Here is a 16,476-nt window from a genome sequence, read left to right on the forward strand (position 1 = left end):
GGGGTAGAAAAAATGTCGGGGATCATCACACGCGTACTGGACGGCGTGCTTATTGTGTTGGGCGCCTTGGGGGCGCTTCATCTCAACGATGCAAACACTGGGAGGCTGCTGGGCTTCGACGGCTCACTCGTGGCGTTCGCCGTCGCGCTGGCCTTATCGGTCTTTCCCGCCTGCGGTACCTATCGGCCGCCGCGCACGCAGTCGCTTCTGAACATGATGAGCCGTACGATTCTCGCGTGGCTGCTGGTTCAGGCCTGCGGTTTCGTGCTGCTGTATGTCCTGCATCGTGCGCATCTCGTCTCGCGCCTGTGGTTCCTTTACTGGACCATTACCAGCGGACTCGGCCTGCTGATCGCCCGCACGCTCGCCCTCGCGGTACTTACCTTGTTCTGGCGTATCGGCAAGCGCGCGCACCGTGCCGCGTTGCAGGGCATCGGCGCGCACACCGCATCGCTCGCCGACGATTCGACCGCCGCGGGTTCGGTTCGACGCGCGGTGAAGCGCGGTTTCGACGTGCTCTGCGCCGTGTCGCTGCTGCTGGCGTTGTCGCCGCTGTTTGCGGTCATTGCCTTGCAGGTGCGGCGCGACGGCGGTCCGATCACCTTCGGGCATGAGCGCATCGGTCGGCACGGGCGCAAATTCCGCTGTTTGAAATTCAGAACGATGGTGGTGAATGCGGACGTCGTCCTGAAGGAATTGCTCGCCAACGACCCGGAGGCCCGCGCCGAGTGGGCGCAAGACTTCAAGCTGAGAAACGACATCCGCGTGACCGCGATCGGCCGCTTTTTGCGGCGCACGAGTCTCGACGAACTGCCGCAGCTCTGGAACGTCCTGCGCGGCGAAATGAGCCTCGTCGGCCCGCGTCCGGTCGTGGAGCAGGAACTGGAGCGCTACGGCCACGACGTTCGCTATTACCTGATGGCGAAGCCGGGCATCACGGGTTTATGGCAGGTGAGCGGACGCAACGATGTGGACTACGCAAAGCGTGTGTCGCTCGACGTGTCGTATGTGCAGCGCTGGTCGCTCTCGCAGGATGTGGCGATTCTGGTGAAGACGGTCGGCGTCGTGATGCGGCGTGAAGGGGCTTACTGAACCGTTGGCGCCGTTGTGAGCCGATACCCGCGTCCATTCGGGCGCTAACGGTTCGACCGGCAAGCGGCGCTGCCGATCGACCGGTTAGTGAGCGGTTAGTGAGCGGTGGTCGAATCGGGCGAGGCAGGGCTGGTGTAGATCGCCTTGCTGTCCCACCCGTTGTATTGGTAGGGATCGTCGCTGTTCTTTGCTGCGGTGCTGTCGGTGTGTGTGTTGCGGAAGCGGGCGAGCTTCTGGCGGTTGGTGAGTACCTTACCTGAACTGACCGCATACGGATCGCGTGGTTTGGCGGCGACGCCCGAAGCGGCAGCGGCGTGATCCGCGCCTGAAGCGGGATGCGGCGTCATGGCTTCGATCTGGGAGCGTGCCTCGGTATGACTGGCCGCGTCCGGATGAGCAGCGCCGGATTGCGGGGATTGTGCAGTGGCAGTGAAAGCCGTGAACGAAGCCAGGACGGCGGTGAGGCGAGCAAGTCTTCTCATGTCGAGGCGAAGAAGTTGGGAGTACGGAGCGGCCGGCAAGCCAACGGAAGTGTGGTGACCGGAAGAGCGTTTAAAAAGGCGGGGTCGGCAGTGCCTGTTGATGTCCCGCCACTGATACTAATGGGCCAGAAGCGATGTTACGTAAACAATCCGAATTGCGAAAGATGCGATTTTCAGCTTTCGTGCTACTCGCCGCGCTGTTGTCCGGCTGCACGTTCGCGCCCGGCATGACCTTCAGGGCAGCGGGCGGCGATGGGCAGGCCGCGGCGGCGCTGGCTCACGGCACGTCCGGCAGAACCTCCGCCACCACGGGTGCGAGCGCCGATACGACGGCCGCGAGCGACGCACCGCCCGCCGGCGCGATGGTTGAAATCAACAGCAACCTGATTGCGGACGAGCAGGCCGCGGCGGTGCCAGGCATTCCGAAGGATGTGCAGGACCTGTTTGCCAAGCCGGGTCCGTATGCCCTTGGCCCCGGCGACGTGCTGAGCATCATCGTCTGGGACCACCCGGAACTCAATATGCCTACGGTCAGCACCCCCACGGGGATCGACACATCCGGCTCCAACGCGGTGGTCTCGGGCTACACGATCGATTCGAGCGGCTTTGTGCAATTCGCGTATGTCGGCGCGCTCAAACTCAGCGGCCTGACGGAAATGGAGGCGCGCGACCTGCTGGCGAAGCAGCTCGGACGATACATCCGCAATCCGCAAGTGACGCTGCGCATTCAGGCCTACCGCAGCAAGCGCATCTACCTGGACGGCGAGATTCGGGTCCCGGGATTGCAGGTCATGAACGACCTCCCCATGAGCTTGCCCGAGGCGATCAACCGCGCGGGCGGCTTCACGCCGCAAGGCGATCGCTCCGTCGTGGCCGTGACGCGCGGCGACAAGACGGTCGTGGTCAACCTCGCGAGCATGATCGAGCAGGGCATCAATCCCGACAACATCATCCTGCGCGACGGCGATCTGGTGCGGGTTTTCTCCCAGAACGACAGCAAGGTATTCGTGCTCGGCGAAGTGGGGCATACCTCGACGCTCACGTTGAACAACGGCCGCCTCACGCTCAACGAGGCGCTGGGCGACGCCGGCGGCATCAGCCCCTACTCGGGCGATGCGAGCCAGGTGTACGTCGTGCGCAGCCCGAAAGCGGGCAAGCCAACCGTGTTTCATCTGGATGCCACCTCGCCGGCGGCCATGGCGCTGGCGAATAACTTCGAATTACAGGCGAACGATGTGGTGTTCGTCGACGCCTCATCCCTTGTTCGCTGGAGCCGGGTGGTCGGCATGTTCTTGCCGAGCGCCCAGACCCTGGCTACCGGCCGGAGCATAGCTTACTGATGAATACCATTCTGGTGATTTGTACTGCGAACGTGTGCCGCAGCCCGATGGCCGAGGCGCTGTTCAAGCAGGCGCTCCCCGAGGCGCGGGTGCTGTCCGCGGGGATCGACGCCGTACACGGCATGCGAGCGGACCCTCGGGTGGTCGAATTGCTGCAGTCCGAGGGGATCCATGTCGGCGAGCACCGCTCGCAGCCGCTTTTCTCGTGGATGATCGAAGCGTCCTGGCCGGTACTCGTGATGAGTGAGAGGCAAAAGCGGGTGATCGAGCACCGCCATCCCGCGGCGCGCGGCCGGGTGTTCCGTCTGCTCAAGGAGTCCGACATCGGCGATCCGTACAGGAAGGGGGCCGAGGCCTATCGGGTCACGCACCGCAGCATCAGCGAAGGGGTCGAGCGCTGGTCATGGCATCTGTCCCGTATCGATGCCGAAGCGAAGTTAGGAGTCTGCGCATGAGCCAGTTCAATGGACCGATCGATTACGTGGACGCCGACGAGCGGCCGCCGGAACATCTCGGCAAATATCTGGACGCGCTGTACGACAGCCGCAAGCTGATTGCCGTGGTGACGGGATGCGTGCTGCTGATCGGCATTGCGTACGCCGTGCTCGCGGAGCCGGTGTACCGGGCCGACATCCTGATCCAGGTCGAGGAAAATCCGAGTTCGACGAAAAACCTGTTCGGCGACGCGGGATCCATGTTCGATGTCAAGACTGCTGCGTCCGCTGAAATTGAAGTGCTTCGCTCGCGCACGGTGGTCAGCCGGGCCGTGGATAACCTCGCCCTGTTCATTCACGCGTCGCCGCGTTACGTTCCGCTGATCGGGCGCTGGGTAGGGGATCATTCGGACGGTTTGTCGACGCCGTTGCCCGGTGGGTTCGTATGGGGCCGGGAGCACATCGACGTGCCGGTGTTCGATGTGCCGTCGAATCTCTACGGCCGCAAATTCATCCTGAAGAAGGGTACGGGGCGCGACTACGAGCTCGTCTACGACGATATCAGGCTGCGCGGCGAAGTCGGGCAAACCTTGCGTGCCACGACGTCGTCCGGCCCGCTTCAATTACTGGTGGAAGACATCCAGGGCAACCCAGGCGCCACCTTCGAGCTGCGCAGGTCGTCGCGCCTCGCGACGATCGAGAAACTGCAAGAGGACCTGACGATTGCGGAAAAGGGCAAGCAATCCGATGTGATCGGTGCGACGCTCGACGGTACGGATCCCCGACGGACAAGCGACATCCTCAACGCGATCGGCGCGGAGTATGTGCGGCAGAACGTGCAGCGCAAGTCGGCGGAGGCGGAGCATTCCATCCACTTCCTCGAAGCGCAACTGCCGGAACTGAAGACGCAACTGGAGACCTCGGAGAGCCGTTTCAACACGTATCGCGCAAGCCACGGCACGGTCGACCTGAGTGAGGAGGCGACATCCTTGCTGCAGCGTTCGGTGGAGGCGCAATCCCGGCGCGCGGATCTCGAGCAGAAGCGCGAGGATCTGCTGGCGCGCTATACCTCGGAGCATCCGGCGGTACTCGCGGTCGACTCCCAACTGCAGACGGCTCAAGCGGAAATCGAGCGGATTGCCGGCGAGACGCGCGCCTTGCCGCCTCTGGAGCAGGACGTGTTGCGCCTGCAGCGCGATGTGCAGGTCAACACGGACCTGTACACGAGCCTGCTCAATACGCAGGAGCAGTTGCGGCTCGTCAAGGCGGGCAAGGTCGGCAATGTGCGGCTGGTCGACACGGCCGCGGTGCCGGAGGATCCGATCAGACCGAAACGGCCGCTCGTCATTGCGGGCGCGCTGCTCATGGGGCTCTTCATTGGCGTGAGTGTTGCGCTGACGCGCCGCAAGCTTTTCGACGCCATCGACGATCCGCACGAGATCGAGCGGCTGACCGGCCTGTCCGTCTACGCAACCGTGCCGCACAGCCGCCACGAGGAACTGCTGACGCGCACGCGCCGGGCGTCGCCCGCAAAAGGTCTGGTGCTCGCCGGCTCGGCGAATGCCGATCCGGCTATTGAAAGCCTGCGCAGCTTCCGCACCGCGCTCGAATTCACGATGCACGAAGCGCGCAACCGCCTCGTGCTGATTACCGGACCGACACCCGGCATCGGCAAGTCGTTCATCTCGCTCAATCTGGCGGCCGTGGTCGGCGCTTCGGGCAAGCGGGTGCTGCTGGTGGATGCCGACCTGCGCAAGGGGTTCCTGCATCGCCACATCGGCGTCGAACGCGGACCGGGTTTGTCGGAGCTCGTCCTTGGCACGCATCGCGCCGACGAGGTGGTGCAGACGAATGTATTGCCAGGGGTCGATTTCATCTCGCGGGGCAGCTATGTGCCGAATCCGAGCGAGGTGCTGTCGCACGCCAATCTGCATGTGTTGTTCACGCGTCTGGCCGCAGGCTACGAAGTGGTGCTGTGCGATGCCCCTCCGATCCTGCCGGTTGCCGAGACCACCGAACTGGCGCGTCTGGCAGGCACGATGTTCCTCGTGGCACGACAAGGCGTGACGGGTATCGGCGAAATCCGCGAGTCCGCACGCCGGCTTTCGCAGATCGGGGTGGAGATTCGCGGCGTCATCTTCAACGGTCTGCGGCTGCGACCGGGACGGTATGGTTACGGCTACGGGCGATATCGGTACTCGAGCTACAACTACGAACCCTACGCGCAGGACTGAGACGTCATGAAAACGTCGACGACCGTGAATGGCCCGCTCAATCACGAACGCAATCTGCCGGAGGCGATCGCTTCCGCGCTCGCGCCGGAGGACGGTGCGGCTCGCCGCGTCTCCGCGCGCCGCGCGTGGGAGGGACCTGCGTGGTGGGCAGCCCGCAAAGACGCGTTGAGGACGCCGCCGGCGGCGACGCGAATTGCCATCAACGGACGCTTCCTGTTGCGGCCGGCCACGGGCGTCGACCGCTTCGCGTTCGAAGTGGTGCGCAGTCTCGACGTGTTGCTGGGCGTTCGACATCCGGCCGCGTCCGCACTGGCTGTCGAGATTCTGTTGCCGGAAAGCGAGAGGCCGGTGTCGAAGCCGTTCGCGCACATCGGCATGCGGGTGGTGCCCGGCGCTCAGGGTCAGCTCTGGGAGCAGTTGCACTTGCCGCGCGCGGCGCAGGGCGCCTTGCTGCTGAACCTGTGCAACACGGCGCCGCTGTTTCTGCGCCACCAGGTGGTTGTGCTGCACGACGCGGCGCCGATGCGCGTGCCGGACAGCTACAGCCGGACGTTTCGCACGTGGTACCGCCTGATGGCGCCCATGATCGGCTGGTCGTGCCGGCGCATCGTGACGGTTTCGCAGTTTTCGAGCCGCGAATTGCGCGACATTTACCGCATACCCGCCGAGAAGATCGGCGTCGTGTCGGAGAGCGGCGAACACATGCTGCGACCCGACGAGGACGCCGGTGTCCTGCGCAAGCATGGTCTTGGACAGCGACCGTTCGTACTCGCTGTGAGCAGCCTGACGCGCCACAAGAACTTTGGCCTCGTGGTCGAGGCGCTGCGCCTGATGCCGGACGCGAAGTTCGACGTCGTGGTTGCGGGCGGCACCGACCCGGCCGTGTACGCGTCGAACGCCACACCGTTGCCGGCCAGCATCAGGCATATCGGCTTCGTCTCGGACGGCGAGCTCAAGGCGCTGTTTCGCCATGCCGTGTGCTTCGTGCATCCGTCACGCTACGAGGGCTTCGGCCTGCCGCCGGTGGAGGCCATGACGCTCGGCTGTCCCGTGATTGCAGCGGACTTGCCGTCCGTGCGCGAGGCATGCGGCGACGCCGCGATCTACATTTCTCCCGACGACCCGGCGGGGCTGGCCAGCGCGATCGGCCGCGTGACCGGCAATGGCACGCTGCGCGCGAGTCTGCGGGAACGTGGCCTCGCGCGGGCCGGGCAATTGACGTGGTTGGCGACCGCCGAACAACTCCTGCACGAGATCTCTCCATGGACCGCACGCCCGTCGATCTAGAACACCCGGTGCGTTCGCGCACCGCCTCGCCGTCACCCGGCAATCGTCGCCATGATTTTGGCCGCGTAGCCGTGGTGCACGAATGGCTGACCACCTACGCCGGCTCCGAGAAGGTGCTCGCGCAGATCCTGCAGATATGGCCGGACGCCGACCTCTTCGCGGTGGTCGATTTCCTGCCGGACGAAGAGCGCGCCAAACTGCTCGGCAAGCGCGCGACGACCTCGTTCATCCAGCGGCTGCCGCGCGCGCGAGCCGCCTACCGTAGCTACCTGCCTTTGATGCCGCTCGCGATCGAGCAACTCGACATGTCCGGCTACGATCTGGTGATTTCCTCGAGCCACGCGGTCGCCAAAGGCATCCTCACCGGACCCGACCAGGTGCATATCAGCTACGTGCATTCGCCGATCCGTTACGCGTGGGATCTGCAGCACCGCTACCTGAGCGAATCCAGGTTGACGTCGGGCGTCAAAGGCGCGATGGCGCGCCTGATCTTGCATTACATCCGGATCTGGGACCAGCGCACCGCGCATGGGGTCGATGCGTTCATTGCGAATTCCAGCTTCATCGCGCGACGCATCCGTAAAGCGTACGGCTGCGATGCCAGCGTCGTTTATCCACCCGTCGATATCGAGAGTTTCGCGCTGTGCACGCAGAAGGAAGATTTCTACCTGACGGCGTCGCGGATGGTGCCGTACAAGCGCGTGCCGTTGATTGTCGAGGCGTTCGCGAACATGCCGCAGCGCAGGCTCGTTGTGATCGGCGACGGACCGGACTTCGCGCGGGCGAAGGCCGCCGCGACGCCTAACGTCACGCTGCTCGGCTATCAGTCGGATCGCGAACTCATCGATTACATGCGGCGTGCCAAAGCCTTCGTGTTCGCCGCCGAAGAGGACTTCGGCATTGCACCGGTCGAGGCGCAGGCATGCGGGACGCCGGTTATCGCGTACGGTCGTGGCGGCTCGCTCGAGACGGTGATCGCGTCCGACGACGTGCTCACCCGCACCGGCCTGTTCTTCGCGCGGCAGTCGGTCCCGGACGTCATCGAGGCGGTGGAGCGTTTCGAGGCGATGGGCGCATTCGATCCGCTCGCCTGCCGGGCGAACGCCATGCGCTTCACCGCCGAACGCTTTCGCGACGAACTGCTGGAGATCGTCGCGCAGGCAGTTGGGCAGCGCATGTCGAAAGCGGTATCGCGAGCGGCGGCGGGTAGCACTGCTGCTGCGGGCATCGCCGAGCGGAGCGAGACGTCATGGATCTGAGCCTGGCGGGCGGCGTCGTGATCGGGCTGGGGGTGCTGGCGCTCCTGCTGCCGTATCAGTGGGCTGTCTACGTGATGGTGGCAAGCACGCTGTTCGGCGCGACGGAGGCGGTGGCGTTCGGCGGTATCGGCGTGTTGCCGGCGAGTCTGTTCATGCTGTTTTTCATTCTGCGAACCCTGCTGCGCGAGGATTCACGCGCCATCTGGGCCAGCATCAGCATCGGCTCGCCTGGATTCTGGCTGCTGCTGCTGGTCGCCTACGGGTGCGTATCGGCGGTGGTGTTCCCGCGCGTTCTATCGGATTCGACCTTCGTTTACGCCATCGATCGTACCGATACCAGTACCGCGCAACTCACCTTGCAGCCGCTCGGCCCGGTATCCGGCAATCTCAGCCAAGCCGTTTATCTGGTGGGAGAGTGCTTCCTGTACATCGCCGTATCGATGACGATGCGCCGCCGCGGCGCGAGCCACACGATCGCCGATGCGTTTCTGTTTCTGTCGGTGCTGAACGTCGCGGCAGGGGCCGTCGACCTGCTCGGCGGAGCGGCGGGCGTGGATCTGCTGGATGCGATCAAGACGGCGCAGTACTCGATCATCGACGATGCCTCGATTGGCAGTGTGCGACGGATCAGCGGCACCTTCTCCGAGTCGTCCGCGTTCGCCGGATTTTCGTTGCCGTTGTTTGCGTTCACCGCCAATCTCTGGCTGCTCGGGTACCGCCGCACGCTGTGCGGATTGCTCTCCTTGCTGACGGCCGGCTTCATCCTGCTGTCGACGTCGAGTACCGGGTACGTTGGGCTCGCCATGTATCTGATCGCGTTTATGTCGAGCCGTACCGGGGCCATCACGCGCGCGAGTCGGGCAAGAAAACTCCAGGTGATCGCGATAGGGTGCGTTCTGGTGGTGCTCGCCGCCGGCGTGCTGGTTGCGATCGATTCGCCCATCGTCGCCACGGTAGCCGATGTCGTCGACCATACCCTGACGAACAAGATGGACAGCGATTCGGGCGTCGAGCGGAGCGCGTGGAACATGCAGTCGCTGGTGAACTTTGTCGACACCTTCGGACTAGGCGCGGGACTTGGCAGCGCGCGGGCCTCGAGCTTCATCGCCGTGACGATTGGCAACCTGGGCATGCCTGGTTTCGTGTTGTTCGGAGCATTCGTCTGGCGATCGATCCGGCAGCCGCGCATGCGGGCGTTAGTGATGGAGAACCGGATCGTGGGACATGCCACCGCTCAGGCGATGATGGCTGCGTTAATCGGCTCGGCGATTTCGGGGACCGTATTTGATTTGGGGCCTTGTTTTTATATGTTTTCCGCCGCGACCTTCAGTTTGTTGAGCACGAGCGTAGTACGACCCGATCGGCAATTACGGAGCGCGGTCCGACCGTCTGGAGGGGTATTCCGGTGAACCCATTACTCTCCCTTCTTGAGAAAAGAGAATGCCTGCTCCTGTCGATTGACGCATTCGACACGTTGCTGCTTCGAAAGCCACTGTCACTCGATCGGCGCCTGCTGAGGATTGCGCGTTTGTTTTGTAGCCGACTCGGCGACGTGACAAGCCATATTGATCCCCGTGACGTGGCGAAGCGCCGGCGGGAGGTGGAACGGCTTGCGTTTCGCGCTCGTGATGTCGCTGCACGGGGAGAGGTGCGCCTCACGGACATCGCCGCGACGCTGTTGCAACACATCGGCATTGATGAGGTCTTCGTGCCGGATTGGATTGCCTGTGAAATGGCCGTCGAACGCGCGTCGCTCTTTCCGAACCGCTCGCTGATTCGCACGCTCAGGCAGGTCGTGGAGCGTGGCATACCGGTTCGTGTCGTCAGCGATACGACACTGGGTCAACATGAATTGAGCCGACTCATATCGGATGTGTGTCCTGACATTCCTCATCTGGACGACATCCATACCAGTGCCGACATGCAGCTAACCAAGCGTGACGGAACGATCTTCGCTTCGGTAGCAAGTGCAGCAGGTGTTCCAGCGTCCAGGATTGTTCATCTGGGCGACGATCTGCTTGCCGATTGCACCATGCCGCGCCGTTGTGGGCTGACAGCAGTGCACCGTCCCCGCCACGCAGCGCACGTGGTCATCCGGCGAGCGGACGCGGCGATTGCGCGCGCGTTTTCGGGTTGGCACGCGTCTCGTAGCCAACGCGTTCGTCGCAATGTACCGGCCCAGCTCAAGGCCGGTACCGCGCTGGGAAGCCAGGTGCTCGGTCCAATTTTTGCGGAATATTGCCGAAGACTACATGTTTATCTAAAACATGCCGCGTTGGTTGAGGGGCCGATCGTTGCACTGTTCTGCGCGCGTGGAGGGCTTGGGCTGGAGCGCTTGTACCGGGAGTTCGCAAGCCAGTTTCCGCTTAGCGAAAACATTACCCTTGCGCCCTTGATGGTCTCGCGGCTGATCGCTGCGCGCGATGCGTTGGTATTTGGCGGTGAAGATGTTGTCGCAGAACTGGAATACGAATTCGGAAGCCGTGCTGTGAAAGCGGTTGCCCAAGCCTTGAGCGCAACGGATCAGGCACCCAGCGGACACTACACCAGCCTGAGGGAGCTTATTCATGCGCTGCGTAACGGTGCCGAGCCGGACCTCTGGGATTCGATTGCCGAACAGGCTGCGTTGTTCAGAGAAATGTGGCGCACGCTCGCCGACGGAAAGAGCGTCGTGCTGTGCGATACCGGACTATACGGAAGCACCTACAAGCTGCTTGAGCAAAGCGGTCTGGCGAGCGACGCTCATTGCGTGCTGTTAGCGCGTAGCGACTACAAAGGCCTTGGCCGGCAGCATTTTTCCCGTGTGACCGGACTCTTGACGGAGCGAAACGGCTACAGACCGGGTGACTCAATCTCATCCATTCTCGCATTCTGGCATCTGATCGAAAGCATCGTTGAACCGGATCTGCAGAGTGTGCGCCGATTCAGTCGAGGCGATGGCGGAAGCATTGTGTCGAATCTGGAGACGGAGGGATGGCGAAACCGTGTCGAAGCGATGCCGCATGAGCAATTTGCGGAGGTTAAAGCGTATATCCGCAATATCTCGACCGAGAACAGTTCAGCCTCAAGCGTGTCGCAATTCCAGCTCTCGGCCCGCTTGCTGGAGCAGGTCGTCATGTTTCCGGACATCGACACCGTGAATAGACTCGGAATGCGAAACCGGTCGATCGACTTTGGCCGTGAAGCAACGTTGTCGATTACCCATCCAGACTGCGAACAAGGCCGCCCGGGCGCGCGGCTTGTAGCCGTACGCAGATCGCTTTGGCCGAGCGGCGCCGCTGTAAAGGCGTTTCCGCAGGGTGGGCAATTTGTGCAATTTGCAATCAGGCTCGGCTACTCGGTGCGACCATGGATCAAGTAAAGTCAATCTTTCCGCGGGCAGAGTTGATGGCGGTATATGTCGCGTACGCATTTCGCTACTTATATCCGTTACTGCTGTTGCCATACTATGGAAGAGTACTCGGGGCCGGAGGCTATGGTGTGGTCCTCGCGGGGATGTCCCTGTCAAATTCGATATGGCTGTTTGTCAACTTCGGATTTTCGACGGTGGGCGCTCGCGATGCGGTCCAGGCGCGAGATGCGGGTACGCGTGCGTCTATATTGAGCGATCATCTGACCGCGAGGCTGGTGCTCAGCTTGCCCGGTTTGATTGTGGGCCTAATCGCGATTCATTTCTCGCTTGTTTTCCTGCATCGGCCGGCTGTCGGCTGTGTGGTGGTTTTCCTGGGACTGCTCGCAGCATTCAATCTGGGCTGGTACTTCACGAGCACTGGTCGAGCAAGGACAAGTGTACTCATCGAGGTGGCCGGCTTTTCAACCTCGCTGGCGTTAATTTTCGGTTTTGTGCACCGACCATCGGATCTGGCATATGTATTCCCCTTGTTGCTGATCTCATGTGCCACTCAGTTGATCATTGCTTACTGGCTAGTGCGAAAGGAATTTTCGCATCTGTTTTCCAGACTTAAAGATGCGATAAATTTAATCCGGAAATCCACAACAATCTTTATATATGGCGGAACGTCTGTGCTTCTGATTGGCGCGTCCACATATATTCTATCGATGCTGGCGCGCGAATCCGAGGTAAGTGCATTCGGCGTGGCAGAGCGCCTGATCGCCGCCGGACTAAGCCTGATGGCGCCGGCCGCTCAAATCCTCGTACCGCGCGTGACGCATCTGGTCGTGACCGATCCTTCGCGGGCGAACAGACTTACGCGTCAGATATTCGCCTGGTTTTTTGCCGGGGCCGTGTGCGCAACACTGCTGACGCTGACGTTTGCCGACTGGTTTATACCGCTGGTGTTCGGGCACGGTTTCCAGCAGACGGCAGGGGTACTCAAGCTCATGGTCTTTGTGTTCCCGGTCAGCGTCTGCACGCAAGTGCTGGGCATGTACTTCCTCATTCCGCGCAAGCTCGAACGTCTGCTTGCGCGTGCCGGCGTTGTCAGTGCAGTCGTGAACATTGCCGTCGCTGTGCCGCTTGCGACCCATTGGGGGGCAATGGGAATGGCGACGGCCCGACTGGTCGGCGAACTGACGATGCTGACGGTATTGGTGGCGGGCATGCATCGTTCGAACCTGCTGAGCGAACTGTTCAGTGTCGAGCCGGTGGGCGTGCCTGTTCATGAATTCGGTGAGGGCTGAACCCATGCGAGCGAATGCCGTAGGGGATCGCGCGTCGGGCAGGGCCAAGCCGGTTTTTCTTCCTAGACTGGAACCAGCATGAATCACGACAATTCCATCTTCAATACGACTCACGGCGCTTTCGGGCGCCCGGGCTCGAACGAAGCGCCGCACATCTGCGCAGGCATCGCGACGCGCGGCCGGCCCGCTGAAGTGGCGACGATCGTCGCGTGTCTGCGCGCGCAGACGCTGCCGCCCACGTCGATCATCGTTGCCTGCACGAGTCCCGACGATATCGGCACGCTGCAAGAGGCCGACGACCTGCGCATCGTGTACGTCAAACCGGGCCTGACGCGTCAGCGCAACGCGATTCTTGATCTGATGCCGGCAGAGACCGACTACGTCGCATTCTTCGATGACGATTTCGTTGCGCACCCGGACTGGCTGCGCGAGGCGGCCAATGCCTTCCATGCCGATGCTGCGATCGCGTGTGTCACAGGCCATGTCGTCGCGGACGGCATTCTCGGCCCCGGCCTTACGGTCGACGACGCGCGGCGTGAGCTCGCCACGGCGCAGCCGGGACGTCACGGCTGGATCCACGACGGCTACAGTCCCTACGGCTGCAACATGGCGTTTCGCGCGTCGGCGGTCGAGGGGTTGCGCTTCGACGAGCGGCTCGTGCTGTACGGCTGGCTCGAGGATCGTGACTTCGGTGCGCGCGTCGCGCAGGCGAGAGGCCGGCTCGTGAAGCTGGGCAGCGCGCTCGGTGTCCATCTCGGCGTGAAGCGCGCGCGTGTGCCGGGCCGCCGTCTCGGCTATTCGCAAGTGATGAATCCCGTCTACATGATGCGCAAAGGCACGATGTCGCGCGGCGAAGCGTGCGTGCAGATCCTGCGCAATGTGGCCGCCAACGTCTCGAAGTCGATCTCCCCGGAGACGTATATCGACAGACGCGGCCGGCTCGCCGGCAATCTGATCGCGTTCGGCGACGTGCTGCGTGGACGCCGCACACCAGAACGCGCGGCGCGGCTGTGAGCCACGCCCGCGTATGACACCCGCTAACCTGACTGCGATTCCCACGGGGACACGATGAATTCGACGGACCACCGCGCCATGCCGCCGCTCGTCCCCGACACAATGCGCGTGCCCAACTGGCCGTCACGGGCGCGCGAGCGGCACGCGCCGAGCGTCGCACTCATCAACGTCAAATACAGTCCGAATCTCGGTGACGGTCTTCTGTCGGAATGTCTCGAAGCGGAGCTGGCCAGCGTGTTGCCGGCGCTGGCGATTCGCGTGATCGATCTTGCCGGCCGCACGGAATATGACCCGGGTACGCGCTCGCGCAAGTCGGTGCTGACGCTGATGCACCACAGCCCGCGTGTCGTGCGTCACGCGATCGCGCAATCCGTGCTCGGCTCCAAACTGCACATGCATCTGCGCCCGCACTGGCGCGCCGCGCTGCGCGGCGTCGATGCGGTGATCGTCGGCGGGGGCAACCTGCTAAGCGACGCGGATCTCAACTTTCCGCTCAAGCTCGATGCGGTGATGGCGGAGGTACGCAGTCTGGGGCTGCCGGCGGCGGTATTTGGCGTCGGTGCATCCGACAACTGGACGCTGCGTGGAGAAGCCTTGTTTCGACGTGCATTCGGCGGACCGGCGCTGTTCCATGCGTCGGTGCGCGAACCGCGCTCGGCCGAGATCTGGCGGCAGCGGCTGAGTCCCGCCGGGATCCCGCCGGCGCAGATCGTGCACGATCCCGGTCAACTGGTGTCGCGGCATGTCGCGCGCAGTCGCGCGCCCGATAGGACGGGCACGTACATTGGCCTCGGCATCACGCATCCGATCGCCCTCAAGTACCACGGCGGCAACACGCATGTCTCCGCCGCCGCGCAGGCGGCGTGGTACAGCGCGCTCGTGCGGGCGGGCAGCGCGCGCGGCTGGCGCTTCGTCGTATTCGCAAACGGCAGTCCGGAGGACGAAGCGTTTCTCGCCGAACTGCGTCCCGCGCTTGCCGCGGCGGCAGGGCGGGAGCAGGTCACGTTCGCGCCGCGCGCCGCAACGCCGGCGGATCTCGCGCGACTGATCTCGTCGTTCGATCTGCTGATGGCTCACCGGCTGCACGCGAACATCGCGGCATTTTCGTATGGCATCCCGCAGATCGGCTTCGCGTGGGACGTCAAGCTCGAGACGTTTCTGGCCCAGGTTGGGCGACGGCATTGTCTGTGCCGGGTGGGCGCCGACCCGATCGATTCCGTCGTCGCTCTGGCCGTCCAGCAGCTCGGCGAGGGCGTCGATGCGCGCATGCATCGCACCGTGCTCGCCGAAGCGCGCGCGCATGTCGCCGATCTGGCTAACGCGCTCACCACGGCCGTAGCGCCGGCGCGATGCACGGACCGGATCGCGCAGGTCGCGCTGGAGGTGCGCGCATGACTGCGACGCCGCCGGAGCGGCTCGTGATCGTCAACGACGCGTCGATCGCGCACGGCGGCGCGACGGCGCTTGCCTTACTCGAGGCGCGTCTGATGCGGGAACGTGGCATCGAAGTCACGTATATCGCCGGTGACGATGCCGCCAATCCCGAGTTCGAGGCGCATGGCATTGCGACTGCCGGGCTCGGGCGAGCGCGGTTGTTGCAGGCCGGAGCGGCCGCACTGCGTGAGGGTGTGTACAACATGGGCACCGTGAGGATGCTAAACGGCTGGATGGATCGACACGACACACCCGGCACCGTCTACCACGTGCATGGCTGGAGCCAGATCCTGTCGCCTTCGCTGTTCGCGGCGCTAAGCCGCGTGCGCGAGCGGACGGTGATCACCGCCCACGATTTTTTCCTCGTCTGCCCGAACGGGGCCTTTGCCGACTATCGGGCGGGCACGGTATGCACGCGTGTGCCGCTTGGCGTCTCGTGCATGACACGGCATTGCGACAAGCGGCATTACGTCCACAAGCTGTGGCGGATGGCGCGGCAGGCCGTGCAAGCGCAGACGCTGCGCTTCGATCCGGCCGGCCCGCGGGTGCTGATGGTGCATGCCGCGATGCGCGAACCGCTCGAGCGCGGCGGCATTCCCGCAGCCTGCCTGCAGACCGTGCCGAATCCGGTCACACCCTGGAGCGATACGCGTATCGCCGCGGAACACAACGGCGAATTCGTCTTCGTCGGACGTCTCGCCCCCGAGAAAGGTCCGGACCTTGCCGCGGCCGCCGCGCGGCGGGCCCGCGCGCGGCTCGTGGTGATCGGCGACGGCCCGATGATGCCGGCGCTGCGCGCCGCTTATCCGGAGGTCACGTTCTGCGGCAGGCTCGCGCCGGAGGAGGTCGCGCGGCGCGTGCGGTCCGCGCGGGCGCTGTTGATGCCGTCGCGCTACCCCGAGCCATACGGGCTGGTGGCGGCGGAAGCGATGTGGAGCGGCCTGCCGGTGATCGCTTCCCGATCGGCGCTGCTGGCGGCGGATATCGTCGGCAGCGGGGCGGGGGAGGTATGCGACCCGATCGACGAAATAGCGTTTGCCGGCGCGATTGCCCGTATCGCCCGGGACGACGATGCGACGCGGGCGATGAGCCTGGCCGGGCACAGCGCGACGCGTCATGTGGGGCTTTCGCCGGATGCGTGGGCCACGCGGCTGATCGCGGTCTTTGCAGACTGCGGTCACCCCAGCAGGGAACTGGGTGAATCGATGGATGCTGGGGTGAGCGGTGAACCCGTTCAATCCCTTTAGGGGAAGCACGCG

At 63.7% G+C, this 16,476-nt stretch carries 13 protein-coding genes; 12 read left to right on the forward strand and 1 reads right to left on the reverse strand.

The window, feature by feature from the left end; genetic code table 11:
* Window positions 1-12 precede the first annotated feature (12 nt).
* The gene (locus P3T42_RS01395; protein WP_429304950.1) at window positions 13-1,092 is read left to right on the forward strand and encodes a sugar transferase; all 1,080 of its coding nucleotides are present in this window, start codon (window positions 13-15) and stop codon (window positions 1,090-1,092) included.
* Between the two features lie 95 nt (window positions 1,093-1,187).
* Here P3T42_RS01395 and P3T42_RS01400 read toward each other — a convergent pair whose 3' ends face one another.
* Entirely contained in the window at window positions 1,188-1,574 is a 387-nt protein-coding gene (locus P3T42_RS01400; RefSeq protein WP_429304951.1) for a hypothetical protein, read from the reverse strand.
* A 164-nt stretch (window positions 1,575-1,738) separates the two neighbouring features.
* Here P3T42_RS01400 and P3T42_RS01405 point away from each other — a divergent pair, with 164 nt between their 5' ends.
* From P3T42_RS01405 to P3T42_RS01455, 11 genes are all read left to right on the forward strand, one after another.
* Window positions 1,739-2,914, forward strand: coding sequence for a polysaccharide biosynthesis/export family protein (locus P3T42_RS01405; RefSeq protein ID WP_253190182.1), 1,176 nt, complete (start codon window positions 1,739-1,741; stop codon window positions 2,912-2,914).
* On the forward strand, window positions 2,914-3,369 hold the full coding sequence (locus tag P3T42_RS01410; protein ID WP_429304952.1) for a protein-tyrosine-phosphatase: 456 nt from the start codon (window positions 2,914-2,916) through the stop codon (window positions 3,367-3,369). Before P3T42_RS01405 ends, P3T42_RS01410 begins: the two co-directional genes overlap by 1 nt.
* The gene (locus P3T42_RS01415) at window positions 3,366-5,582 is read left to right on the forward strand and encodes a GNVR domain-containing protein (RefSeq protein WP_429304953.1); all 2,217 of its coding nucleotides are present in this window, start codon (window positions 3,366-3,368) and stop codon (window positions 5,580-5,582) included. Before P3T42_RS01410 ends, P3T42_RS01415 begins: the two co-directional genes overlap by 4 nt.
* Window positions 5,583-5,588: 6 nt before the next feature.
* Entirely contained in the window at window positions 5,589-6,869 is a 1,281-nt protein-coding gene (locus P3T42_RS01420; protein WP_083640553.1) for a glycosyltransferase family 4 protein, read from the forward strand.
* Complete coding sequence (locus P3T42_RS01425) at window positions 6,845-8,128, forward strand: glycosyltransferase family 4 protein (RefSeq protein WP_429304954.1); 1,284 nt, start codon at window positions 6,845-6,847, stop codon at window positions 8,126-8,128. The genes P3T42_RS01420 and P3T42_RS01425 overlap by 25 nt, the downstream gene beginning before the upstream one ends.
* Window positions 8,119-9,537 (forward strand): hypothetical protein, encoded by a 1,419-nt coding sequence (locus P3T42_RS01430; RefSeq protein WP_429304955.1) that lies wholly within the window; start codon window positions 8,119-8,121, stop codon window positions 9,535-9,537. Before P3T42_RS01425 ends, P3T42_RS01430 begins: the two co-directional genes overlap by 10 nt.
* Entirely contained in the window at window positions 9,534-11,489 is a 1,956-nt protein-coding gene (locus P3T42_RS01435) for an HAD family hydrolase (RefSeq protein ID WP_429304956.1), read from the forward strand. Before P3T42_RS01430 ends, P3T42_RS01435 begins: the two co-directional genes overlap by 4 nt.
* Window positions 11,477-12,769, forward strand: a complete 1,293-nt coding sequence (locus P3T42_RS01440) for an oligosaccharide flippase family protein (RefSeq protein WP_429304957.1) — start codon at window positions 11,477-11,479, stop codon at window positions 12,767-12,769. Before P3T42_RS01435 ends, P3T42_RS01440 begins: the two co-directional genes overlap by 13 nt.
* 78 nt (window positions 12,770-12,847) lie before the next feature.
* Window positions 12,848-13,783, forward strand: a complete 936-nt coding sequence (locus P3T42_RS01445) for a glycosyltransferase family 2 protein (RefSeq protein ID WP_429304958.1) — start codon at window positions 12,848-12,850, stop codon at window positions 13,781-13,783.
* 54 nt (window positions 13,784-13,837) lie between these two features.
* Window positions 13,838-15,178 (forward strand): polysaccharide pyruvyl transferase family protein, encoded by a 1,341-nt coding sequence (locus P3T42_RS01450; RefSeq protein WP_429304959.1) that lies wholly within the window; start codon window positions 13,838-13,840, stop codon window positions 15,176-15,178.
* On the forward strand, window positions 15,175-16,464 hold the full coding sequence (locus tag P3T42_RS01455) for a glycosyltransferase family 4 protein (protein WP_429304960.1): 1,290 nt from the start codon (window positions 15,175-15,177) through the stop codon (window positions 16,462-16,464). Before P3T42_RS01450 ends, P3T42_RS01455 begins: the two co-directional genes overlap by 4 nt.
* Window positions 16,465-16,476 lie beyond the last annotated feature (12 nt).

Origin of the sequence: Paraburkholderia sp. GAS38, from assembly GCF_050434965.1 — a bacterium.
Lineage (GTDB): Bacteria > Pseudomonadota > Gammaproteobacteria > Burkholderiales > Burkholderiaceae > Paraburkholderia > Paraburkholderia phenazinium_A.

Bases quoted from the DNA above. Each gene is read 5' to 3' on its own strand.
- P3T42_RS01395 (WP_429304950.1), top strand. From the start codon at position 13: ATGTCGGGGATCATCACACGCGTACTGGACGGCGTGCTTATTGTGTTG.
- P3T42_RS01400 (WP_429304951.1), bottom strand. From the start codon at position 1,574: ATGAGAAGACTTGCTCGCCTCACCGCCGTCCTGGCTTCGTTCACGGCT.
- P3T42_RS01405 (WP_253190182.1), top strand. From the start codon at position 1,739: ATGCGATTTTCAGCTTTCGTGCTACTCGCCGCGCTGTTGTCCGGCTGC.
- P3T42_RS01410 (WP_429304952.1), top strand. From the start codon at position 2,914: ATGAATACCATTCTGGTGATTTGTACTGCGAACGTGTGCCGCAGCCCG.
- P3T42_RS01415 (WP_429304953.1), top strand. From the start codon at position 3,366: ATGAGCCAGTTCAATGGACCGATCGATTACGTGGACGCCGACGAGCGG.
- P3T42_RS01420 (WP_083640553.1), top strand. From the start codon at position 5,589: ATGAAAACGTCGACGACCGTGAATGGCCCGCTCAATCACGAACGCAAT.
- P3T42_RS01425 (WP_429304954.1), top strand. From the start codon at position 6,845: ATGGACCGCACGCCCGTCGATCTAGAACACCCGGTGCGTTCGCGCACC.
- P3T42_RS01430 (WP_429304955.1), top strand. From the start codon at position 8,119: ATGGATCTGAGCCTGGCGGGCGGCGTCGTGATCGGGCTGGGGGTGCTG.
- P3T42_RS01440 (WP_429304957.1), top strand. From the start codon at position 11,477: ATGGATCAAGTAAAGTCAATCTTTCCGCGGGCAGAGTTGATGGCGGTA.
- P3T42_RS01445 (WP_429304958.1), top strand. From the start codon at position 12,848: ATGAATCACGACAATTCCATCTTCAATACGACTCACGGCGCTTTCGGG.
- P3T42_RS01450 (WP_429304959.1), top strand. From the start codon at position 13,838: ATGAATTCGACGGACCACCGCGCCATGCCGCCGCTCGTCCCCGACACA.
- P3T42_RS01455 (WP_429304960.1), top strand. From the start codon at position 15,175: ATGACTGCGACGCCGCCGGAGCGGCTCGTGATCGTCAACGACGCGTCG.